At 64.1% G+C, this 22,179-nt stretch carries 19 protein-coding genes; 7 read left to right on the top strand and 12 right to left on the bottom strand.

The window, feature by feature from the left end; translation table 11 throughout:
* The first annotated feature begins 5 nt into the window (after positions 1-5).
* Positions 6-2,213, top strand: coding sequence for a glycogen debranching protein GlgX (gene glgX / locus OC446_RS04205; RefSeq protein WP_262027789.1), 2,208 nt, complete (start codon positions 6-8; stop codon positions 2,211-2,213).
* 169 nt (positions 2,214-2,382) lie between these two features.
* Here glgX and glgA read toward each other — a convergent pair whose 3' ends face one another.
* From glgA to OC446_RS04190, 3 genes are all read right to left on the bottom strand, one after another.
* Complete coding sequence (gene glgA / locus OC446_RS04200) at positions 2,383-3,828, bottom strand: glycogen synthase GlgA (protein WP_262027788.1); 1,446 nt, start codon at positions 3,826-3,828, stop codon at positions 2,383-2,385.
* Positions 3,825-5,108, bottom strand: a complete 1,284-nt coding sequence (glgC, locus tag OC446_RS04195; protein WP_410054996.1) for a glucose-1-phosphate adenylyltransferase — start codon at positions 5,106-5,108, stop codon at positions 3,825-3,827. Before glgC ends, glgA begins: the two co-directional genes overlap by 4 nt.
* Positions 5,109-5,261: 153 nt before the next feature.
* Positions 5,262-5,600 (bottom strand): DUF2934 domain-containing protein, encoded by a 339-nt coding sequence (locus tag OC446_RS04190; protein WP_262027787.1) that lies wholly within the window; start codon positions 5,598-5,600, stop codon positions 5,262-5,264.
* A gap of 378 nt (positions 5,601-5,978) precedes the next feature.
* Here OC446_RS04190 and OC446_RS04185 point away from each other — a divergent pair, with 378 nt between their 5' ends.
* Positions 5,979-7,475, top strand: a complete 1,497-nt coding sequence (locus OC446_RS04185) for a phospholipase D-like domain-containing protein (RefSeq protein ID WP_262027786.1) — start codon at positions 5,979-5,981, stop codon at positions 7,473-7,475.
* 3 nt (positions 7,476-7,478) lie between these two features.
* On the opposite strand, the gene OC446_RS04180 is transcribed toward OC446_RS04185, so the two are convergent.
* From OC446_RS04180 to OC446_RS04170, 3 genes are all read right to left on the bottom strand, one after another.
* Complete coding sequence (locus OC446_RS04180) at positions 7,479-8,420, bottom strand: UPF0104 family protein (protein ID WP_262027785.1); 942 nt, start codon at positions 8,418-8,420, stop codon at positions 7,479-7,481.
* Between the two features lie 105 nt (positions 8,421-8,525).
* Positions 8,526-9,299 (bottom strand): endonuclease/exonuclease/phosphatase family protein, encoded by a 774-nt coding sequence (locus tag OC446_RS04175; RefSeq protein ID WP_262027784.1) that lies wholly within the window; start codon positions 9,297-9,299, stop codon positions 8,526-8,528.
* A gap of 136 nt (positions 9,300-9,435) precedes the next feature.
* Positions 9,436-10,545, bottom strand: a complete 1,110-nt coding sequence (locus OC446_RS04170; RefSeq protein WP_262027783.1) for an O-antigen ligase family protein — start codon at positions 10,543-10,545, stop codon at positions 9,436-9,438.
* A gap of 792 nt (positions 10,546-11,337) precedes the next feature.
* On the opposite strand from OC446_RS04170, the gene serA reads away from it, so the two are divergent.
* The 3 genes from serA (at position 11,338) to OC446_RS04155 (ending at position 14,043) form a co-directional block, all read left to right on the top strand.
* Positions 11,338-12,585 carry a phosphoglycerate dehydrogenase gene (gene serA, locus OC446_RS04165; RefSeq protein WP_262027782.1) on the top strand — a complete coding sequence of 416 codons (1,248 nt, stop codon included), beginning with the start codon at positions 11,338-11,340 and terminating at the stop codon, positions 12,583-12,585.
* Between the two features lie 141 nt (positions 12,586-12,726).
* Positions 12,727-13,281 carry a hypothetical protein gene (locus OC446_RS04160; protein WP_262027781.1) on the top strand — a complete coding sequence of 185 codons (555 nt, stop codon included), beginning with the start codon at positions 12,727-12,729 and terminating at the stop codon, positions 13,279-13,281.
* A gap of 159 nt (positions 13,282-13,440) precedes the next feature.
* Positions 13,441-14,043: a hypothetical protein gene (locus OC446_RS04155; protein ID WP_262027780.1), complete on the top strand. Its 603-nt coding sequence runs from the start codon at positions 13,441-13,443 to the stop codon at positions 14,041-14,043.
* Between the two features lie 6 nt (positions 14,044-14,049).
* Here the strand turns inward: OC446_RS04155 and OC446_RS04150 are convergent, their stop codons facing one another.
* Genes OC446_RS04150 through OC446_RS04135 form a run of 4 tightly spaced genes read right to left on the bottom strand, consistent with a single transcriptional unit; the run spans position 14,050 to position 18,489 of the window.
* A complete protein-coding gene (locus OC446_RS04150; protein ID WP_262027779.1) occupies positions 14,050-15,006 on the bottom strand; it encodes an ornithine cyclodeaminase family protein in 957 nt (318 codons plus the stop codon).
* Positions 15,007-15,019: 13 nt separating this feature from the next.
* Entirely contained in the window at positions 15,020-15,982 is a 963-nt protein-coding gene (locus OC446_RS04145) for a pyridoxal-phosphate dependent enzyme (RefSeq protein ID WP_262027778.1), read from the bottom strand.
* A complete protein-coding gene (locus OC446_RS04140; RefSeq protein ID WP_262027777.1) occupies positions 15,979-17,364 on the bottom strand; it encodes a M20/M25/M40 family metallo-hydrolase in 1,386 nt (461 codons plus the stop codon). The genes OC446_RS04145 and OC446_RS04140 overlap by 4 nt, the downstream gene beginning before the upstream one ends.
* Before the next feature lie 12 nt (positions 17,365-17,376).
* Positions 17,377-18,489: an aminotransferase class I/II-fold pyridoxal phosphate-dependent enzyme gene (locus OC446_RS04135; RefSeq protein WP_262027776.1), complete on the bottom strand. Its 1,113-nt coding sequence runs from the start codon at positions 18,487-18,489 to the stop codon at positions 17,377-17,379.
* A gap of 190 nt (positions 18,490-18,679) precedes the next feature.
* Here OC446_RS04135 and OC446_RS04130 point away from each other — a divergent pair, with 190 nt between their 5' ends.
* Both OC446_RS04130 and OC446_RS04125 read left to right on the top strand, forming a co-directional pair.
* The gene (locus OC446_RS04130; protein WP_262027775.1) at positions 18,680-19,795 is read left to right on the top strand and encodes an aminotransferase class I/II-fold pyridoxal phosphate-dependent enzyme; all 1,116 of its coding nucleotides are present in this window, start codon (positions 18,680-18,682) and stop codon (positions 19,793-19,795) included.
* Complete coding sequence (locus OC446_RS04125) at positions 19,792-20,433, top strand: transcriptional regulator (protein WP_262027774.1); 642 nt, start codon at positions 19,792-19,794, stop codon at positions 20,431-20,433. The genes OC446_RS04130 and OC446_RS04125 overlap by 4 nt, the downstream gene beginning before the upstream one ends.
* On the opposite strand, the gene OC446_RS04120 is transcribed toward OC446_RS04125, so the two are convergent.
* Together OC446_RS04120 and OC446_RS04115 are read right to left on the bottom strand one after the other, a co-directional pair.
* Positions 20,424-21,254: an inositol monophosphatase family protein gene (locus OC446_RS04120; RefSeq protein ID WP_262027773.1), complete on the bottom strand. Its 831-nt coding sequence runs from the start codon at positions 21,252-21,254 to the stop codon at positions 20,424-20,426. The genes OC446_RS04125 and OC446_RS04120 overlap by 10 nt on opposite strands.
* Before the next feature lie 33 nt (positions 21,255-21,287).
* Positions 21,288-22,124: an aldo/keto reductase gene (locus OC446_RS04115; protein WP_262027772.1), complete on the bottom strand. Its 837-nt coding sequence runs from the start codon at positions 22,122-22,124 to the stop codon at positions 21,288-21,290.
* Positions 22,125-22,179 lie beyond the last annotated feature (55 nt).

Genomic DNA, 22,179 nt, shown 5'->3' with positions numbered 1-22,179 from the left:
CCCCGATGAACGAAAAAGTCGATACCCGTGAGCTTCCGTCAGCTCAGATCGTTGCCCCGAATGTGAGGCGCACGTCCCGCGTGCGCGAAGGATTGCCTTATCCTCTCGGAGCGACCTGGGACGGGCTGGGGGTCAATTTCGCGATCTTCTCCGCCAACGCCACCAAGGTCGAGCTCTGCCTGTTCGATCTCGACGGCGTCACGGAGCTCGAGCGGGTGGAGCTGCCGGAATACACCGACGAGGTCTGGCACGGCTACCTGCCCGATGCGCGGCCCGGCACCACCTACGGCTATCGCGTTCACGGTCCATATGATCCCAAGGAAGGCCATAGGTTCAACCCGAACAAGCTCCTGCTCGACCCTTACGCCCGCCAGCTCATCGGCGACCTGACCTGGGACCCGGCCCTTTTCGGCTACACCATCGGCTCGCCGGATGCCGACCTGTCCTTCGACAAACGAGACAGCGCGCGGTTCATGCCCAAATGCCGCGTCGTGGAATCGGCCTTCACCTGGGGGCGCGTGCGCCGGCCGCAGATCCCGTGGGAGCGGACGATCGTCTACGAGACGCATCTGCGCGGCTTCACGATGCAGCATCCGGCCGTTCCGAAAGAGCTGCGGGGGACCTTCTCGGGGCTCATGCAGCATGAGGTGATCGAGTACATCCGCAATCTCGGCGTCACCGCCGTGGAATTGCTCCCGATCCACGCCTTCGTGGACGACAGTTATCTCATCGACAAGGGCTTGCGGAACTACTGGGGCTACAACTCGATCGGCTTCTTCGCGCCGCAGCCGCGCTACCTCGCGACGCCCTTCGTGAACGAGGTGAAGGAGATGGTGAGCCATCTCCACGACGCCGGGATCGAAGTCATTCTCGACGTGGTCTACAACCACACCGCCGAGGGCAACGAACTCGGACCGACGCTGTCGTTCAAGGGCATCGACAACGCATCCTATTACCGGCTCGCGCCCGACAAGCGCTACTACATCAACGACACCGGCACGGGAAACACGGTCAATCTCAGCCATTCCCGCGTTCTTCAGATGGTCACCGACTCCCTGCGCTATTGGGCGCAGGAAGTGCAGATCGACGGTTTCCGGTTCGATCTCGCGACGATCCTGGGCCGGGAGCCGCACGGTTTCGAGGAGGACGGGCGCTTCCTCGATACCTGCCGACAGGACCCTGCTCTCAGCCAAGTCAAGCTCATCGCCGAACCTTGGGATTGCGGCCCGGGCGGCTATCAGGTCGGGCGCTTCTCGCCCGGATGGGCGGAATGGAACGACCGGTATCGCGATACGGTGCGCGCCTATTGGAAAGGCGAGGAAGGCAAGCTGCCTGAACTCGCCTCGCGTCTCACCGCATCGTCCGACATCTTCAACAAGCGCGGACGCCGCCCCTGGGCTTCGGTTAATTTCATCACCGCCCATGACGGCTTCACGCTAAACGACCTCGTGTCCTACAACGACAAGCACAACGAGGCGAACGGCGAGGACAACAAGGACGGGCACGACCACAACCTGTCATCCAATTACGGCGTCGAGGGTCCGACCGACGATCAGGAGATCCGCACGCTCCGGCTGCGCCAGATGCGCAACATGCTCGCCACCCTGCTTTTCTCGCAAGGAACGCCGATGCTGCTCGCGGGCGACGAGTTCGCGCGCACCCAGCGGGGTAACAATAACGCCTATTGCCAGGACAATGAGATTTCCTGGATCGACTGGGAAGGGATAGACGACGACGGCATCGAGCTTCTCGAATTCACCCGCAAGCTCATCCAGCTGCGCCAGGACCTGCCGATCCTGCGCCGGGGTCGCTTCCTGTCAGGCGTCTACAACGAGGAGCTCGACGTCAAGGATGTGACATGGCTCACGCCTGCCGGTGACGAGATGACGCCGGAGCTTTGGCAGGACCCGAATGCACGCTGCATCAGCATCCTGCTCGACGGCCGCGCCCAGCCGACCGGCATCCGCCGGCGCGGCACGGACGTGACCCTGCTGCTGATTCTGAATGCGCATCACGACGTGGTGAAATGCACCTTGCCCGAGGTAGTAGGGGGCGAGGCCTGGATGTGCCACATCGACACCAACCAGCCCGATCTGGAAGCGCCGACCGAATTCCGGTTCGGCAAGGAATACACCGTCACCGCCCACTCCCTGCTCCTGTTCCAGCTGAAGCCGGAGAAGCAGCGCAAGGCGGAGAAGAAGAGGAACGGCTGATTGGGAACAGGTGTGAGCACCGGCCCTTTGCTCATTGACCCCATGACGTCATCACCGGACTTGTCCCGGCCATCTCGATACGGTGAGGCTCTGCGCTTCATGTAATAGAGCTCACCGGCACAACGCCGGTGATGACCTGTAAGGGCACGCTTCTGCGAATTTTCCCTCGTTACCCTCGAACACCACGATACAGATTGGCGTATTGGCGCGCCGGGCGGTGCCAGCTCAGGTCGGCCGCCATACCGTTCAGCTGCAGGCGCTGCCAGCTATCCTTGTCGCGCCACAGGGCCTTCACCCGGTCGATGACATCCAGGGTTGCGCCGAACGTGGTGGGCCCGAACTGGAAGCCCGTCCCGGCCCCGGTGGCGATGGCCATCTCGTTGGCGTCGATGATCGTGTCGGCCAGTCCGCCCACGCGCGACACGACCGGGAGGCTCCCGTAGCGCATGGCGCAGAGCTGCGTCAGGCCGCAGGGCTCGAACCGCGACGGCACGAGAAGCGCGTCGCTTCCACCCTGAATCTGGTGAGCCAGCTTCTCGTCGTAGCCAATGACGCATCCGACCTGACCGGGATAGACGATGCGCGCCGTCTGGAAGCTTTCTTCCAGGGCGCGATCCCCTGCGCCCAGCAGAGCCAGCTGCGCGCCCTCGGTGAGCAGGCGGGAGAGGCCGGCAAGCACGAGGTCGAGGCCCTTCTGTTCCGACAGGCGGCTGACGACCCCGAACAGCAGCGCATCGGGATCGGGCTTCAGACCGAGCCTTTCCTGGAGCGCCCGCTTGTTGGCCGCGCGCCGTTCCAGGCTGTCGCGGTCATAGGTGAGCGCCAGGTGCTGGTCGGTCGCGGGATCCCAAACCTTGTCGTCGATGCCGTTGAGAATGCCGGACACGACGCCCGCCCGCGCACGCAGCAACCCGTCGAGCCCCATCCCACCCTCCGGCGTCTGGATCTCCTTGGCGTAGGTCGGCGATACGGTGGTGATCCGATCCGCGAGCTGCAGACCGCCCTTCAGGAACCCGATCTGCCCGTAATATTCGACGCCATCGACCGTGAACACGCTCGCGGGCAGACCGACCTCGAACAGGAGATCGGCCGGAAAGATGCCCTGGAAGGCGATGTTGTGGATCGTGACGACCGTACCGGGACGAGGTTGGCCGGTGAGGCTCAGATAGACGGGCACGAGACCCGCCTGCCAGTCGTGGGCATGAACGACGTCGGGCACGAAGGCGGGAGCAAGCCCCTGCCCGATATCGGCGGCGGCCCGGGCGAGCGCCGCGAAACGCCGGGCATTGTCCGGCCAGTCGCGGCCGTTCGGCGCGAGATACGGCGAGCCCGGACGCTCGAAGAGATGGGGCGCATCGATGACGAAGAGATCGAGCCCGGCCGCCCGGCCGGACAGGAGACGTGCCGCTCCGCCGAAGAAGGCGGGATACTGATGCACGACTTCCGTGCTCTCCAAAGCTTTCAGAACCGCGGGATAACCCGGCATGAGCGTGACGACGGTCACGCCCTCCTCGGCAAGCGCGGACGGCAGGGCGCCGGCCACATCGGCCAATCCGCCTGTCTTGATGATGGGAAAGACCTCCGACGCGACCGACAGAACGTTCAGAGGCTTCATCCCGACAATCTCTCGATCATCGGCTTGGTGATGAGACACACGCCCTTCTCTGTGCGGCGGAAGCGTCGGGCATCCAGCTCGGGCTCCTCGCCGACCACCAGCCCATCGGGAATGCGGACACCGCGATCGATGACCACGTTCTTCAACCGCGCGCCGCGGCCGATCTCCACGAAGGGAAGAATGACCGCGCCCTCCACGTCGGCATGGGAATGCATGTGGACGGCCGTGAAGACGAGAGACCGGCGCAGGGCGGCACCGGACACGATGCAGCCGCTGGACACCAGCGAGTTGATGGCATGACCGCGCCGGCCGTCCTCGTCGTGAACGAATTTCGCCGGTGGCCATGTCTCAGAGAAGGTTGAGATCGGCCAGTCGCGATCGTAGAGATCGAGCGACGGGACGATGGCCGTGAGGTCGATATTGGCTTCCCAATAAGCATCGACCGTGCCGACATCGCGCCAATAGGATTCCGCATCGCTCCCGCCTGCTTCGGCGCCGGAGCGGACGCAGGATGTCGTGAAGCGATGGGCCACGGCTTTTCCATGCTGGACCAGGTAGGGGATGATGTCCTTGCCGAAATCTCGGTTCGAGCCGGGCGCTTCCACGTCCCGCCGCAGCTGCTCGAAGAGGAAGCGGGTGTTGAAGACGTAGATGCCCATGCTGGCCAGCGCCATGTCGGGCTTATCCGGCATGCCCGGAGGATCGGCGGGCTTTTCCAGGAATGAGATGATGCGGTCCGTCTCGTCGACGGCCATCACGCCGAAGCCGACCGCCTCCATACGCGGCACTTCGAGACAGCCAACGGTGACGTCGGCTCCCGAATCGACGTGCTGCCGCAGCATGATCTCGTAATCCATCTTGTAGACGTGGTCGCCTGCAAGAATGATGATGTATTCCGGGTCGATGCTCGAGATGATGTCGATGTTCTGGTACACCGCATCGGCCGTGCCCTCGTACCACATGGTCTCCGAGACGCGCTGGCTGGCCGGCAGGATGTCGAAGCTCTCGTTCCGTTCGGCACGGAAGAAGTTCCAACCGCGCTGGAGATGGCGGATGAGGCTGTGCGCCTTGTACTGGGTGGCCACACCGATGCGCCTGATGCCGGAATTGAGGGCATTGGACAGGGCGAAGTCGATGATCCGCGTATTGCCGCCGAAATAAACGGCGGGCTTGGCGCGGATGTCGGTCAACTCCATCAGGCGGCTGCCGCGTCCGCCGGCGAGAATGTAAGCCATCGCATGGCGGGCGAGAGGGGCATTCGAAACGCTGGAAATAGGCAAGACCGGGTCCTCACATCAACGGCAGCTACCTGCCCCGCTCTATAGACGCTGAAACCGCCCGCAAGTTCTTCGCTTGTCGATACGGGCCTCAGTTTTCCTCTTGCCCCTCGAGCCCCCGGCCGCATCGGTCGAAGGCTCATGTCGTGTCAGACCTCAGGTCGCGCGCGTCGAACGCCTGCGCTTCGGCGCAGCTACGGGCGTCTCGCCTCCATCCGCGACAGGCGCCATGGGAACCGCGGTCGCAGGAGTGCGCTTCTTGCGGGTCTTCGGCGCCGCCGGGCTCACCAGCTCTTCATCCGCCGTCATGCTCGTCATGCCCAATGGCGCCGGGTCGATGATCGGCGCCTTCGTGCCTTCCGTCTCGCTCCCCTCACCGAGAAGCTCGCGCTCGGCCTGATACCAAAACTCGTCCGCCTTACCGTGAATGCTGCCGTGCCGCATCCAGAGCTCATATGCCCTCTCACGGATTCTTTCTTCGATTTGCTTGTCCATGACCGCCTTCGTCCTGATGCTCTTCCTTGCCCGGATGCCGCGCCAAGAGACTGGGGGTACCCTCCAGTCACAAGGTTGAGCGCTCATCGGAAATTGAACTATGTAAATTATTAGGCAGTTCCGGCGAATGGCAACGGCTACCGGCTGATTCAGGGGCAAATGTTTGCTCGAACTTGATGCGCATTCGGATGAAGTTTTCGGCGGACGCGATCACGCCCCTCCGGAACGCGGTCGGCCCGGCTCTGCCGACGAACGTTGATCGTCCTGGTACTCGCCGCCTCTATCCCCGATGCAGCGCCCGATCCCTGCCTGTATCCATCCGGAACCTTGGCTTCAGTCCCGAGTTGGCAAGTCACTCCGTTCATGATCGTGGCTGACGTGCAACTTTTAGAAGAAGAGACAAGCAGGCAGGTCCTCGACAGGGTTCCGGCGGCGGTGACACCGCCTGCGGGCCCAATCCTGCGTCCGGGGCAGAATTGCTGGCGCGTGGCCGAGGCCGATCGGGCGAGCGTCCTGATCGACGGCGCCGCCTATTTCGCCAGTCTTGAAGCCGCCCTGCGAAAGGCCCGCCGCTCGATCATCATCATCGGTTGGGATTTCGACGGCAGCATCCGCCTGCGGCCCGATCTCGCCGCCGAGGAATCGCCGCCGCTCGGTCCGCTGCTCCGCTCGCTCGTCGAGGCGCAGCCTGAGCTCGAGGTCAGAATCCTCGTCTGGAGCATCGCGGTCGTTCATGCCCCGGGAGCGCCGGGTCCGCTGATCTTCGGCGCCGATTGGCAGAACCACCCGCGCCTGCAGCTCAAGCTCGACACCCATCACCCCCTCTACGCCGCCCATCACCAAAAGATCGTCTGCATCGACGACACTCTGGCCTTCATCGGCGGCATGGACCTGACCGTCGAGCGTTGGGACACCTGCCGCCATGCCTGCGACGACCCGATCCGGCTGAAGGACGACGGGACCATCTACGAACCCGTTCACGATCTCCAGATGGCGGTCGATGGGGAAGCCGCGCGCGCGATCGCCGAGGTGGCCTACGGGCGCTGGAAGTTCGCCACCGGCCAAGAGCTTGCCCCAGCTCCGGCCAGTGCGGATCCCTGGCCTGACGGGCTCGCGGCCGATTTCCGCCGCGCCCCGGTCGCCATCGCCCGGACCTATCCGGCCTGGGGCGAGCAGCCTGCCGCCAACGAGGCCGCGGCGCTCACCCTGGATGCGCTCTCGGCCGCGAAAGAGGCGATTTACATCGAAGCACAGTACATGACGGCCCCCTATGTGGGCGACGTGCTGGAGCGGCTTCTCGCCGATCCCGACGGCCCCGAGATCGTCGTCATCCAGACCCACGAGTCCCACGGTTGGGCCGAGGAGTTGGTCATGGGGACCAACCGGGACCGGCTGATCCGTCGCCTGCGCCAATGTGACCGCCATGGCCGCCTGCGGGTCTATTACCCGGTCATCCCCAACGGGAAAGGCGGGGAATGCCAGGTCCTGATCCATTCCAAGCTCATCATCGTGGATGACGTCTTCGTCCGCATCGGTTCCTCGAACCTGAACAACCGCTCCATCGGCCTCGACAGCGAATGCGATGCCGCTATCGAGGCTACGACGGAGGAGATGCGCCGGACCATCGTGGCGCTTCGCAACCGCCTCCTCGCGGAGCATCTGGATGTGGATCCCGAGACACTCAGCAGGGCTCTCGATGCCAATGGCGGATCCCTCATCGCGGCCGTCGAGCAGCTCAACACGAACATTCGTGGGCTTCGTGCCTTCCAGGCCATGACGGATGATGGCCCGGCCGTGCCGGCTACGGGCACAGGGCTCCTCGATCCGCTCGAACCCTTCGAGCCCCTGTCCCTGTTCAAACGCCTCCGGGAATAGGCCTCACGCCTCCGCGCCGACCCCGTCGCCCACATAGGCATTGCCCTTGCGGCGGTAGACGAGCTCCGTGACGGCGAACAGGATGCCGCCGAGGACGAGCGGCACGAGGAAGTAGACGAACCGAAACACGAGAAGCGGTCCGATCAGGTCTTTCTGCGGCAGCAGATACATGACAACGCTCTCGATGACCCCCAGGCCGCCGGGAACATGGCTGACCAGGGCCGTCGCGTTGGCGATCACATAGACCGATGCCACGCCCAGATAGGCGACATCGGCTACGGCCGCGAGCGCCTGATGAAGGCAGGCCACTACGAATGCGAAGTTCACGGAGCCGACAACGACCTGCCCGATGGCGAGCTTGAGGGGCGGCATCTCGAGCGACCAGCGCCGGATCGTCAGAGGCTTTCGGACGAAGGCCGACAGGACGAGGTACAGGCCGGGAAGCGCGAGGCAGCCCGCCCCGAGGGCGAGGACGACCAGCCGGGTCAGTCCCGTGATCTCCACCGCCAGCCCGGAGCGCAACAGGAGCGCCGCTCCTCCCAAGACCAGAAGGCCCAGCCCGACCGTGATCCCGCAGAAGACGATCACCTTGGCGACCTCGCCCGTCTTCAGGCCCCAGCGGTTGTAGAAGCGGTAGCGCACTGCGCCGCTGCTCAAGGCGGCCAGCCCGATATTGTGCCCGAGGGACAGGGCCGTGAAAGAGGCCAGGGCCGCCTTACGATATGGCAGCGGCCGTTTCACGTAATGCAGGGCCAGATAATCGAAGAAGGTCAGGGACAGGTAGCTCGCGGCGGCGAAGCCTGCCGCTCCCAGAAGCCGGGGGGCAGGCACGGCCGTCACGGCGGCGACCAGCTGGTCCAGGCTGTAGCGGCTGAGGGTGCGGTAGAGAAGGAAAGCCGCAAGGCCGACGGCCGCCGCAGCAATCACGTATTTCCAGTTCCGCATCCGCACTCCTCGACCTGTTAGGGCGAGCCTCCGAAACGGCTCCGCTCCGTGGAGCTAAACGCGGCGGAGCGCGGTGCGATCCGTCACAGATGCCTCCGGTCTCACTTATTCCTGTGCATGAGCGAGGTCGTGCCTGTGCGCCTTGCCCTGGGCGACCTGGAACTCGACCAGGAGCGGCAGGTGATCCGAGGCGACGCGAGCGAGCGGCGTCCGCACGGTCTCGACCCGCAGGACACGCACCGAGCGGCTGACGAAGGCATGGTCGATGCGCAGCACCGGCAGCCGGGAGGGAAAGGTTGCCTTGGGGCGAGGGAGCGGGGCCTGCGCCTGCGCATCCCACAGGTGCGAGGCCAGCCGCCGATAGGCTCTGGAGCTGGGCGTGGCGTTGAGATCGCCGACGAGGATCACCGGCTCCCGGCAGGACGGATGCCCGAGCCATTGCGGACCCAGCAGGGCGTCCACCTGAGCCAACCGCTCATGGCGGCGCAGGCCCAGATGGGTGTTGATCACCTGAACGTCGATGCCGCCGATCTGAACGCAGGCCCAGATTCCCCCTCGCGGCTCCAGGCCGGGCTTGCGGGCCCAACCCGGAAGCGCGGCAGCCTTCATCAGCCGTGAAGGCCTGTGGGTCAGGATTGCATTGCCGTATTCCTCCTCGAGCACCTTCAGGCTGGCATGGAAATGCACGTGCATCCCGAGCGCTTGCGCGATCGCATGGGCCTGATCGATCCCGCCCGTGCGGAGGCGTCCCACATCGAGTTCCTGAAGGGCAACCACATCCGGCTCACAGGCGGCGATCACGTCGGCGATCCGCGTGGGGGACAGCCGCCCGTCCGTCCCGATGCAGCGATGTACGTTGTAGGTCAGGATTCGCGGCACTTGCCCCCCCTGTCTCGCCCCTTCCTGCGCGACCAGGCGGGCTCATCGGATCCGGTTTGAAGCCAAACTCGGATCGACAGGGGTTGGATCCCGCCAAGCCTGACTATTCAGGCAGGGCCGGTCCGAAGGCCCGCCATCACTCCATCGGGTTTGGCGGAACAGGACGGAGGGTCAAAAGCGCCGCCGCCAGGGAAACGGCGGCGATCCACCAGCCCTGCCAGGCGCCATGGCTGACGAGGGCGATGGCGCTGGCCGTCATGAGGGTCATCAGGCCGACGCGGCGGATGTCGGGCGGCGCGCCCGAGAGGCATCTCAGAACCCACAGGATGAGCGCGGACAAAAGCACCGCGCCGACGGCTCCCAACTCGACCCAGACCTGCAGGAAGGCATTGTGAGGATGGCCGATTCTGAGCATCGCACGATAGGCAGGGTCGATGGCCGCCGCAACCGGATGGCGGCCCATATGCGGCGAGGACGAGAAGCCCGTTCCGAGAACCGGGAAATGGTGTGTAACGTCGCTGAAGGCCTGCCAGAGGGCGATGCGCTCGCGCGAGTGTCCTGCCTCGGTGGCTCGGACCACGATGTCGGGCAGGTTTCGCATGGCGCTGCCGAAAAATGGCTGCATCCAGATCAATCCGAGAAGGACGACGGTCAGCAGGCGCTTTACCCAAAGAAAGGGAACGTAGCTCAGCGCGAAAGTCCCGGTGGCAACCAGCAATCCGAGCTTCGCGGCTTCGCTGTCTGCGAGCAGGATCGTCCCCAAGCCGAGGACAAGCAGCCCCAGGAAGAGCGCAGGCTGCCGGCGGAAGCCGACCAGGACGAGGACCGGCGCCAGCAGGAGCAGGAGGGTCACCACCGTCCGGTTGTAAAGGAAGCCATCGACGGCTCGATCGGTTAGAAGCCGCCTCAACGGAAACCCGAGCAGAATCTCACCCAGGATCACGCCCGCAGCGACCAGCATCGCCCCTGCGAGAGCTACGCCCATCCAACGCGGCGGAGGAGCGGCCCGCCAGCTCATGATCAGGAGGGCGCTCGACAGGGCGGGCAGCACGGCCTCTCCCCAGGAGAACAGGCCTGTAGCCGGCCCTATCGCCCAGCTGAGGGAGATCAGCGGATAGGCAACCCCGCAGAGAACGAGGACCAGGATGCTCGCCCGTACCCCCCTGAGCGCCGAACGATCCAGACGGATGGCCCCGGAAGCGATACGCGAAGCAAGCACGAAGAAGGCGGCGCAGGCCAGAAACAAAGGAGAGGATCGATTAGCGACCACCATCGCCATCGGCAGAAGAACGATCAGCCCATGACCAATATTGTCAAGCTTAGAACTGATTTTTCCTCGTTTGCCAGGAGTCGAGCTGGGAGTTTTTTCTTGCAATTTTACGGTCTTCTGCGGATCGCCAGCATGTTTTTGCCCGAGCCTCTCTTTAGCATCCGCAACCATGCGCCTTCTCGCCATTCGAAATCATGAAACCCGGAGAACGGATCTTTTACGAGCACCGAGTCGGCGCGCAGCCGCATGATTAGTCGATACGAAACAACATTGATAGCCCGGATAGGTTGGAATGCCGCTCGAACGACGGAATGTCGCTCCCTCGGTGGATCTGACAGCCAAGCTCGGGAGCATTCTATCGGCAACATCTCATGGTAACCGATAGGTCGAGTTCTAAGCAACGGGAGATTGCCCAAGGAGACCTAGAGCATAGAACGCGAACGTAGACCTGTTTCTAAGGCCGGATGGGCTCGGCGCCTCCTCGGCTTGGCTAAGTTTGCAGTGGAGGCGCCGGTGGCCTTCCAAAAAGAAACAGGAGCCGTGCGTACATCCGGCACCGGCTCCCATCTCCCTGACCGGCTGCCGCTGCACCCGGATTGACTCATCATAACCCGGACCAACCTGATGGGGACGGTGCATTAGGGGTACAGGCGTCCTCCAACCGAGGGTGCCCTGTCCGGCCGAGCATGGGCGCGATGCGCCGAAAGGGGCTTGCATGCCCGCCTCCGCGCGGTATGCCATGCCCGCACATGGCGAATTGGAGCTGACATGTCCGAGATGTTCTCTCTTCAGAAAGACAAGATCCGCGTTCTCCTGCTCGAAGGCGTGAACGACAGTGCGGTCGAACTGATCAGAGGCGCCGGCTACACCAACCTGACGCATCTCAAGACGGCCCTCGACGAAGCCGAGCTGATCGAAGCCCTCCAGGGCGTCCATCTGCTGGGCATTCGCTCCCGGACGCAGCTGACGGGCAAGGTCCTGCAGGCGGCCAACCGGCTGATCGCCGTCGGCTGCTTCAGCGTCGGCACCAACCAGGTCGATCTGGAAGCCGCCCGGCATGCGGGCATTCCGGTCTTCAACGCCCCCTTCTCGAACACCCGCAGCGTGGCCGAACTGGTGATCGGCGAGATCGTCATGCTGCTACGGCGGACATTCCCCAAATCCACCGCGGCCCATGCCGGGGAATGGGACAAGTCCGCCATCGACAGCCACGAGGTCCGCGGCAAGACCCTCGGCATCGTCGGCTACGGCAATATCGGCTCGCAGCTCTCCTACTTGGCCGAGGCCATGGGCATGCGGGTCATCTTCTTCGACCAGACGGATAAGCTCCGCCACGGCAATACGGAGCCGGCCGACAGCCTGAATGCCCTGTTGGGCCAGAGCGACGTGGTCAGCCTGCACGTTCCCGAGACGCCGGCCACACACGGCATGATGGGCAAGGCCGAGATCGCCGCCATGAAGAAGGGCGCCTATCTCATCAACAACAGCCGCGGCACGGTCGTCGATCTCGATGCGCTGGCCCAGGCCCTGCGAAGCGGCCATCTGCGTGGCGCTGCCGTGGACGTGTTCCCCGTCGAGCCCGCCTCGAACAAGGAACCCTTCGTCACGCCGCTGCAGGGCCTATCCAACGTTATTCTGACACCACATATCGGCGGATCGACGGAAGAGGCGCAGGAACGGATCGGCGCCGAGGTCGCGAAGAAGCTCGTCGAGTATTCCGATGTCGGCACCACGGTCGGAGCCGTCAATTTCCCGCAGGTTCAGCTCCCCTCTCGGGCGACGGGAACACGCTACATCCATGTGCACCGCAACGTGCCCGGCATTCTTGGACGGCTCAACAACGTCTTCTCGCAGCGTGGCCTCAACATCACGGGCCAGCATCTGCAGACGGACGGCGAGATCGGCTACGTGGTGATCGAGGCGGAGGGGCTGCCGGGGCAAAGTCGCGAGACCCTCAACGAGATCCGCACCCTCGACGGAACCATCCGGGCGCGACTGCTCTACGCCAGAGGCTGAGCGGCACCGTTTCGCAGGAAGCTTCCTTGAAGCATTCGTGTTGAAGTCATGCTACCGTCGGTAGGGCCATCCTCACCAGGAGACGAGAGTGCAGGTTGGCGGAGCAGGCGTGAGACCGTGATTTCCGATGTTCGAGTAAAGTTGCGCGGTTTCCTGCGGCAGGTTGCGTCCAGCCTCCTCCGTACGAAAAGCTGGCCCGCACTTGCGGACGCGTCCGAAGCCGCCCGTGGCCGGCCCGCTTCCACGAAGGTCTATGCTCGCCCGGATGATGCGGATCGCGTATCATCCACGCTTCACTCCGTCGGCGCGTCGCTTCGGCACCACGTGGCCGACGACTTCACCCCTCCGCCCCGCTCTGGCATCGAAGACTTGGGACGCTCAATCGACATGAACGCCGCCTCCGTGGATACCCTGGCCGAACAGATGCTGACTCTCGTGGACATCGTCTCGGCCCAGGAAAGGGACATCAAGGCGCTCAAGGAGCAATGCCGCAAGCTCGAAGAGCACGATCAGGCCATCGCGGTCGCCTTCTCGACCTTCTTCCACGTCCTCTCGGCGGGGCGCGTCGCCAAGCTGAGCGAGATCGCCCACATCCTGAACAACATCATCAAGATCGCCGAGCAGGAAGGCCGCCCGCCTGCCTCCATCAAGTTCCTGCAGGATCTCGCCGGCATGCTCCCGGACGATCAACGCTGAGAAGCGGTGAAGGCAGGCCGCGAGGCCTCGGAGCATCTTCCTAAAAGACAGGGGATCCACCCGCCGATTAACCATCCGTTAACCACGTTCCTTCACGTTGAGGAAACCTTGAGCGTGGAGCGGCCGCGCTTCGGGCTCCAAAGGCAAAGGAAGCCAGTGATGTCGACGGAACGCGCTGAAGCGGCGGTGGAAATTGCGATCGCCCGGCATGTGGCCGTTTCCTTTCAGCGAAGCGTCCGGAGCACGGATGTCACCATCGCGGCCCGGACCCGCAACCACATCACAGACCGCTTTCGGCACGGCGCATTCGAGACGGATCAGGACAACCGGCCGCCCGCGCTCGTCGCGTTCTATCGCAGGATCACCGCAGCTTTCGCGCCGGTGGCGAGCGAGCCCCATCCCGCGGAACGCGCATTGCACTTGAGCGAAATCAAAGGCTCGCTCGAAACCCTGCGGGGTGGGCTTTCCACCGTCTCGCAGAAATCGAGAATGGATGATGCCAGGTTCCAGCTTCTGATTGAGCGGCAGCAATTGCTGGTGAAGAATCAACTCACCGAAGGCTTCGGGCGGATCGAGTCCTGGATTCTCTCGCTGTCGTTTCTAGGCCTCGTTCTCCTGAATGCCGTCAGCCTTCTCTGGGCCCTGCCCTTCCTAGGCTTCAGCATCGGCAGGGCCTGGTATCTCGACAGGACCTGCAAGCGCCGCGTCGAAAAGATTTCCGACATCGACGCCCTGATCGGCCGCATCGAGCGGGCGTCCTGATGCGCGTCACGGCTGCTTCAGGACAGCAGACGCGATGGCGATATCCTGGGCGGCCAGCCCCGAGAATGTCGAAACGGTGATCTGGTCCGCCCTCTCTCGCCCTGTCGCTTTGCCCATGATGATCTCGCCGATCTCCACCACGGCCTTCATTGCCGCCGGATCGCCCCCATAGGCACGCCCCAATTCGCCTCGCGACAGAGCCTGGCCCCTGCTGTCCGTGACGACGATATCGGCGTTGTGAATAATGGCTTCATCCAGCTCCTGCTTATCGGCGCTGTCGGCCCCGATGGCGGTGATGTGTGTGCCCGGGTGGAGATCGCTCCATCGCAGCAGCGGCGACGGGCTGGCGGTCGCGGTGATGATCAACCGGCACCGGGATGCGACCTCCGCCGGCGACGATGCGACCTCGACGGAAAAATCGTTCTCCCGCATCCGCCGCGCATAAGCCGATGCCCGCTCAGAGTTGCGTCCCCAGACGACGATGGTGCGGCAGGGACGAACGGATTGCAGCAATCGCACCTGAAGCTCCGCCTGGATGCCACAGCCGAGCACGCCGATTGCCTCGATTTTTTCCGGCGCCAAATGCTTGGCCGCGACCGCACCGGCGGCGGCCGTGCGAAGGTCCGTCAGCCGACCGCGATCGTTCAGCACCGCCGCCAGCTCTCCCGTGTCCTTCCTGAAGACAAGCAGAAGCCCGTCGCTGCTGCTGAGGCCTCGCGCGGGATTGTTCCAGAACCCCGAGGCGATCTTGATCACATAGGTGTCGCCGCTGGTCAGATACCCATACTTGATGTGAACTTCGCCGGGCGGATCCTGGAGCAGCAACTCGCCCGGCATCGGCACCACGGCCTCGCCACGGGAGAAGGCCGCGAAGGCCTCTTCCATCAGGCCGATCGGATCGAGACCTTTCAGGCGTTCTTCAATCTGCGGAAGATCGAGAAAGGTGATGGACGACAGCTGCATGGCGGTTGCGGCCCTAACCGTTGAGAAGGGAGAAGATCTTGTCGCGGTCGAAATTGGCTCCGCACAGGACGATGACGTTCCGCTGCCCCCTGCAGCTTTCAGCAACCTTCAGGAATCCGGCGAGCGCGAGGGCCGCTGCGCCCTCGACGATCTGGTTTTCCTTGAAGGCCAGATCCTTGAGAGCGTCCGCGATCTCGGCCTCCGTACAGGTGACGACCTCGTCGATGACCGACATGGCCAGCGGCAGGGTCATGCTGTCCTCGTCCATGCCACCGGCAACACCGTCGGCGAGCGTATCGAGATGCTCGGTCTCGACCACACGCCCTGCCGCCATCGCGGCGGCAAGAGCCGCCGAATTCTGCGCCGCCACGCCAAAGACCCGCGTTTGCGGGCTGAAGCTCTTGAGCACGGCGCCGATGCCACCGATCAGTCCCCCGCCACCCATGGCGACGAAGACATTGTCGATGCTCTCTGCCTGTTCCAGCAGTTCGAGTCCAATGGTTCCTTGCCCCGCCACGATCTCGGGATCGTTGTAGGGAGAGACATAGACAAGGCCGCGCGAAGCCGCTTCCTGCTGGGCATAAAGTTCCGCGAGCCCGCTCTCGGCGCCGTGCAGGATCACGTCGACATTGAACGAACGGATCCGTTCGAGCTTCGCCGGCGCGACGGTTTCAGGCAGCACGACGGTCAAGGCCTGGCCGATGGAGCTCGCCGCCTGCGCGGAGGCGATTCCGTGGTTGCCGGAGGATGCGGTGATGACCGCGCGGTCGAGGCCGAGCGCCGTCATCTTGCTCGCGGCTCCCCTGATCTTGAAGGAGCCGGTGAGCTGAAAGTTTTCGGCCTTGAAGAAAACGGACGATCCCCTCTCGCGGCCGATCCGGCGGGACGGCAGCAGGGGCGTCTCATAGATATGCGGGCGAATGCGCCGACGCGCCTGAACCGACCGCGCTGCGGCCTCGACAACGATGCTGTTCATGGCGTCCCTCCATGCGTTGAGGAAGTCCCGAAAGACCCGATTCCGTTCGCGCGCTCGGAGAGCCTCTGAAAGATCTCTGCCGAACAGGCGATCATCGCCTCGAATTGCGCGACGATGATGTTCTCGTTCGGCGAGTGGAGCATGGCTCCGTGATGCGTGAGACCGATGCCGGCGATGCTAGCACCGAGCTGGTCGACGAAGGGGTGAGACGTGCCGGACGCGGGCGAGCTCGGCTGCACGATGACAGGCCGGCCGAAATGCCGCTCCAGATGCTCCTTCGCATCCTGAATGAACCAGTGATCCGTTGACGATCGGACAGGCTTCACGTTGGCATCGTGAACGATGAGCTCGATATCCTCGAAGCCGTGCCGGTCAAGATGGGCGCGAAGGAGGCTGACGACGTGCTGCGGATCCTGATCGGGCACGAGGCGGAAATCGATCTTGACCGCTCCCTCCGCCGGCAGCACGGTCTTGGCGCCCTCGCCCGCATAGCCGCCGGAGAAGCCGTTGACGTTCATGCATGGCGCGAAGTTCATCGCCGCATAGAAATTATCTGGGTCTATTCCGTCCAGAACCCGCTGGCCTCCCGTGGCCTGAACCAGACTGCTGAACGAGAAGGGAGGCTCAGCGGCGAGATCCTGCTCCGGCTGCGTGGGCTGGCGCACCGTGTCATAGAAGCCGTCGATCAGCACGCGGCCGGATCCGTCACGCAAGGAAGCGGTGGCGGCCGCGAGCCTCCACAGCGGATTGTCGAATGCCGCGCCCAGGCTCGAATGCAGATCCGCTCTCGCCATCCTGCAACGCAGCTCGACGGCCATCACGCCCTTGAAGCCGCAGAGGATGATCGGGCGACCGCTCGAGTCGATCTCGCCGTATTCCCACCAGCAGATGTCGGCCTTCACGCCGGAGAAGCGTGTCTTCAGGAAGGTTTCGAGAGACGGGCTGCCGATCTCCTCCTCGCCGTCCACGAGCCAGATGAGCCGGAAGGGCAAGGGTCTCGGGTTCCGCTCGCGGAACAGGCGCCAGCCTTCGAGGCGGCTGACGAACTCGCCCTTGTCATCGGCGACACCGCGTCCGTACCAGCGCCCGTCGCGCTCGCTCATGTCGAACGGGGCGCTGTGCCAAAGGTCCACCGGCTCCTCAGGCTGCACGTCGTAATGGTTGTACACGACGACAGTCAGAGGACCATCGCCGATCTCGCCCACGACGAAAGGCCCGATTTCACCGGTATGGATCTCCGTTTCGAAGCCGGCCTCGGTGAGCAGGCTGCGCACGGCCCGGGCGCATTCAGAAAGGCCCTGTCCGCGCGCACTCACGGACGGGATAGCGACGAGGCGCCTCAGATCCTCTCGCGCACGCTGAAGGGTCTCTTTCGGCAGCATCGCTTATGCCTTCTAGGCGAGGCCGTGACGGGACAGGAACGTATCGAGACGGGCCAGCCCCTCGACCAGATGCTCGGTCTTCACACCGATGCCGATGCGGATGTGGCTCTCGATCCCGAACCAGCTTCCGGCAACGACGAACACGCTCTCCTCTTCCCGCAGCCGGTTCGACAGATCTTCGGAGGACATGTCGAAATCATAATGCAGGAACGCCATGCCGCCGGCGGCGGGGCGCTGCCACGACCACCGGTTCCGCTTCTCGACCCAGCGCTCGACGATGTCGGCATTCTCGCTCAGAAGGGCGCGACCGCGCGCCAGGATGCGCTCGCGGTTCTGCGGCTCCATGACCGCCGCGCCGAGGATCTGGCTGAGAATCCCGCTGCCGATGGTGGTGTAATCCTGCCGCTTGGCGGCCTCTTCGACCACGTCTTGCGGTCCGACGATCCAACCGAGACGCAGGCCCGGACATGCGAAGGATTTCGACAGGCTGCTCGTGACGATGACGCGCGGATACTGACCGTAGAACGTCTCCGTCTCGGCACCGTCGATCTCGCCTCCGCGATAGATCTCGTCGACCAGAAGCCAGGCACCGGCCTTGCGCGCCCCGTCGAGCAGCGCCTCGCGGCTCCTGCGGGACAGGACGGTGCCCGTCGGATTGCCGGGATTGGTGACCGCGATCAGCTTCACGCCATCCATCGCCTTCGCCAGCGCGTCCGGATCCACCTGCCAGCCCTGGTCGGCCAAGAGAGGGAGGCGCCGGACGTTCATGCCGAGGGCGCGCCCGAGACCGTCCACCTGCATGAAGTTCGGAACCGCGAAGAGCACCTTGTCGCCGGAATCGATCATCGCCATCAGGGTGATCATCGTTGCCTCGGAGGAGCCGTTCGTCACCAGCACGTTGGCCGCGGACGCGCCCGGATACCAGCTCGCGATGCCGTCTCTGAGATCGGGATGCCCGTCCGTCCAGCCATAGCCGAGCGGCTGGCGCAGCAGCGCCTGGGCCTCGTCCGAGGGCAGGATCTCCTCGATGGTGCATGGATGCACGCCACTCTCGGTCAGGTTGATCTCGACGCCGTTCTCGAACAGCGTCTGGTTCCGTTCCATCAGGAAAGTATCGAACTGCACCCAAAGGCTCCAATCGGAAAGGGGGTCGAGGCAAAGATCAAAACACAGCCGCGCCCACGTATGACATGGGCAAACGGCAGGGGCGGACCATGGCAGGCCGGCAATTGAACCGTCAAGTCTAATTTGGACTATGAAGTCTATTTTCACGGTGCTAAGACCCGCGTGAATCATTTGCCTTGCGGGGATTGCCATGAAGATCGAAGAGTTCACGCTCGAGCGCATTCAGTCGCTCTATGAGAACACGGTTGAGTACAACCTGTCCGATAGCGGCGTGCATCCCTATTCCCTGCGTGAGCTTCTGACGCCCGAACAGCAGAGCCGGGTGCTCGACGTTGAGCTCGGCTACGGCTGGACCAACGGTCGCGTGGAATTGCGCCAAGCTATCGCGAACCTGCATCCCGGTCGCACACCGGACCACGTGATGGTCACCAACGGATCGGCCGAGGCGAATTTTCTTCTCGTGATGTCGCTTCTCGAGCCCGGCGACGAGCTCGTGGTTTTCGTACCGAACTATCTGCAGATCTGGGGCTGGGCCCGGGCCATCGGCGTCACCGTGAAGGAGGTGCTGCTGCGCGAGGAGCTCGGGTGGACGCCCGATCTCGACGACGTGCGCAAGGCGGTCACAAGCCGCACGAAGATGATGACGATCTGCAACCCTAACAACCCGACCGGTGCCGTCCTGTCGCGCGAGACGATGGACGGCCTCGTGGCCATCGCCCGCGAGCACGGCATCTACCTCCACGCGGACGAGGTCTATAAGGGGGCGGAACTTGACCAGGACGAGCCTCCGAGCTTCGCCGATCTCTACGAGAAAGCTATCGTGACGAACGGCCTGTCGAAGGCCATGGCGCTGCCCGGCCTGCGCATCGGCTGGCTCGTGGGTCCGGTCGATGAGATCTACACGTCCTGGCAGCGCAAGGACTATACCTCGATCACGACGGGCGCGATCAGCGAGTTCGTTGCGGAGATCGCCGTGCAGCCGGCCAAGCGGCAGGAGATCCTGTCCCGAAGCAAGCGCATCCTGCGCGAGAACCTCGCCGTGCTGCAGCACTGGGTCGATGCCAACGGCGACTTGTTCTCCTTCGTGCCGCCCAAGGCCGGCGGCATGGCTTTCATCCGCTACGCCATGCCAATGAACTCGACCGAACTGGTGCACCGCCTGCGCGAGGAGCGCGGCGTCATGCTGCTGCCGGGCGACGTCTACGGCATGGATCGCTATATCCGGATCGGCATCGGTGCCCCCGCGCACCATCTCGAAGCGGGCTTGGAGCGTCTCGCCGCCTTCATGCGTGCGCAGGCCGCATGAACCGGACGCGCAAAACGCGTGTGAAGACGGCGCTCTCGCCTGAACTCGCGAGCTATGCGCCCGTCTGCGACGCCATTGCGCTGCTGTTCCAGCCCTACGCGGAAGTGGTGCTCCACGATCTCGCCACCGAGACCGTGGTGCATCTCTCCAATCCCTTCTCCAAGCGCGAACTCGGCGAGCCGTCCCTTCTGCACGAGATAGATTTCAAGCCGTCCGACATCATCATCGGGCCCTATGAGAAGGTGAACTGGGACGGTCGGCGCATCAAGTCGGTCAGCGCCGTCCTGCGCACGCCCGAGAAAGCCATCGGCATTCTCTGCATCAATGTGGACGTGTCGCACTTCCATGCCGTCATGCAGACGCTGACCGCGCTCGTCGCCGTGCCGCAATCGCCGGAGAAGCCTGCTTCGCTGTTCAAGGAAGACTGGCACGAGCGCATCAACGAATACATCCAGTCCTGGACCCGCGAGCGCGGCCTGACCATCGCCGAGATGAGCCGCGCGCAGAAGCAGCAGCTCGTCACGGATCTCGCCGGGGACGGCGCCTTCGGCGGGCGTAATGCCGCCGCCTATATTTCGCGCGTGCTGGGACTGGGACGGGCGACGGTGTACAACTACCTCAAGAAGGATCAGGCCTGAGGCAGCAGCGCGTCGCGCAACGCCTGCCAGCTCTCCTTGTCCGGCGCGCTGATGAGGCCGCCGCCGCGATTGACGGGGCGATACGGCGAGCCGTCGAAATGCGCCGTGTACCCGCCAGCCTCGCGGTGGATCAGCCAGCCGGCCGCGTGATCCCAGGGCATCACGCTCGACGAGAACGAGAAATGCATGTGCCCGGCTGCCGTCTGGCGGTAGGTATGCGCCGCGCAGCGCAGGTCCGCCGCCATGGCGACTTTGGGAAGGTTGCCCGTCACCACGGGACGAAGGTCTTCCGGCAGGTAGCGCCATGACACGTTGCCCGCCATCTGCGACAGGGGCGCCTTCGCCGCAACCTGGAGCGAGCTCGTGCTGCCGTCGGTGCGCTGGATCCATGCGCCCTCACCGCGGACGGCCACGGCCCAGTCGTCTGAAATCGGGTCCAGGATCACACCGCCGACGATCTCGCCCCTGACCAGAACCGCCGCCATCACGCCGAAGAGCGGAAGCCCCGAGGCGAAGTTCAAGGTGCCGTCGACCGGATCGAGAACGAAGGCGAGATCGGCCTGGCCGAGGCCATCGAGCAGGCGCGCATCCCGGCTGACGCCCTCCTCGCCGACGACGAGCGCTCCCGGAAAGCGGCGCAGGAGCTCGGCCTCGATGACGCGCTCGGCGGCCTCGTCCGCATCAGTCACAAGATCGAGCTGCGAGGTTTTCGTCCGGATCGCGTCGTCCGACAGGTTGCGGAACCGCGGCAGGATCTCGGCTTGAGCCGTGGTCCTGAGGATCTCCGCAACGGCGAGTGCATCGGCTCTGGTGAAGGTCATGAGCTTGTCGTATCCTGCTTTCGCGGTAAAGGGTCAGATCATTTCGAGCGGGCGCTTGCGCCGGGGCGGTGGAAACTCTGAATCGATGGCCTCAAGATCGTCGCTATCCAGCCGGATCTCAAGCGCTCGATGGTTGTCCCGCACATGCTCCGCGCTCGAGGCCTTCGGGATCGCGATCATGCCGGGCTGGTGAAGGAGCCAAGCCAGGGCAATCTGGAACGGGCTCGCTCCATGTTTCCGTCCGATGCTCTCCAGGATGCCGCTCGCCGGGAGCCTGCCCTGTTCGATCGGACTGTAGGCCATGAGCGGGATGCGATGGTTCTGCATCCAGGGTATGAGATCGAATTCCGGTCCTCTCCGGTTCACGTTGTAGAGCACCTGATTGGTCGCGCAGTTCGTCCCTTGAGGAATCCTAAGCAGCTCCTTCATGTCGTCGGTGTCGAAGTTGCTGACGCCCCAGTGCCGGATCTTGCCGGCACGGCGCAGGTCCTCGAAACCGGCAACGGTTTCCGCGAGCGGCACGCCGCCGCGCCAATGCAGGAGGTAGAGATCGAGCCGATCCGTCTTCAAACGCCTCAGGCTGCGCTCGCAGGCCTGCACCACGCCCTGGCGGCTCGCATTGTGGGGATAGACCTTGCTGACGAGGAAGAGCCGATCCCGCTGTCCGGCGAGCGCCTCTGCGACGAGCTGTTCCGCGGCGCCCTCACCGTACATCTCGGCCGTGTCGATAAGCGTCATGCCGAGCTCGACGCCGAGGCGGAGCGCATCGATCTCCCGCGCCCGGCGGCTTCCCGTCTCCGCCATCTGCCAGGTTCCCTGCCCGAGAGACGGAACGGATTCGCCGCCCGGCAGCATCACTTCAAGGTCCATGTCTCAATCTCCGCATAGGGCGATCGTCGCTCGAAGATGGCTTAAAGGCTCGTGA

The organism is Microvirga sp. Mcv34 (genome assembly GCF_024519725.1).
GTDB lineage: Bacteria > Pseudomonadota > Alphaproteobacteria > Rhizobiales > Beijerinckiaceae > Microvirga.
The sequence above is the reverse complement of the archived record's forward strand: the minus strand, read 5'-3'. Positions and strand labels throughout refer to the sequence as shown.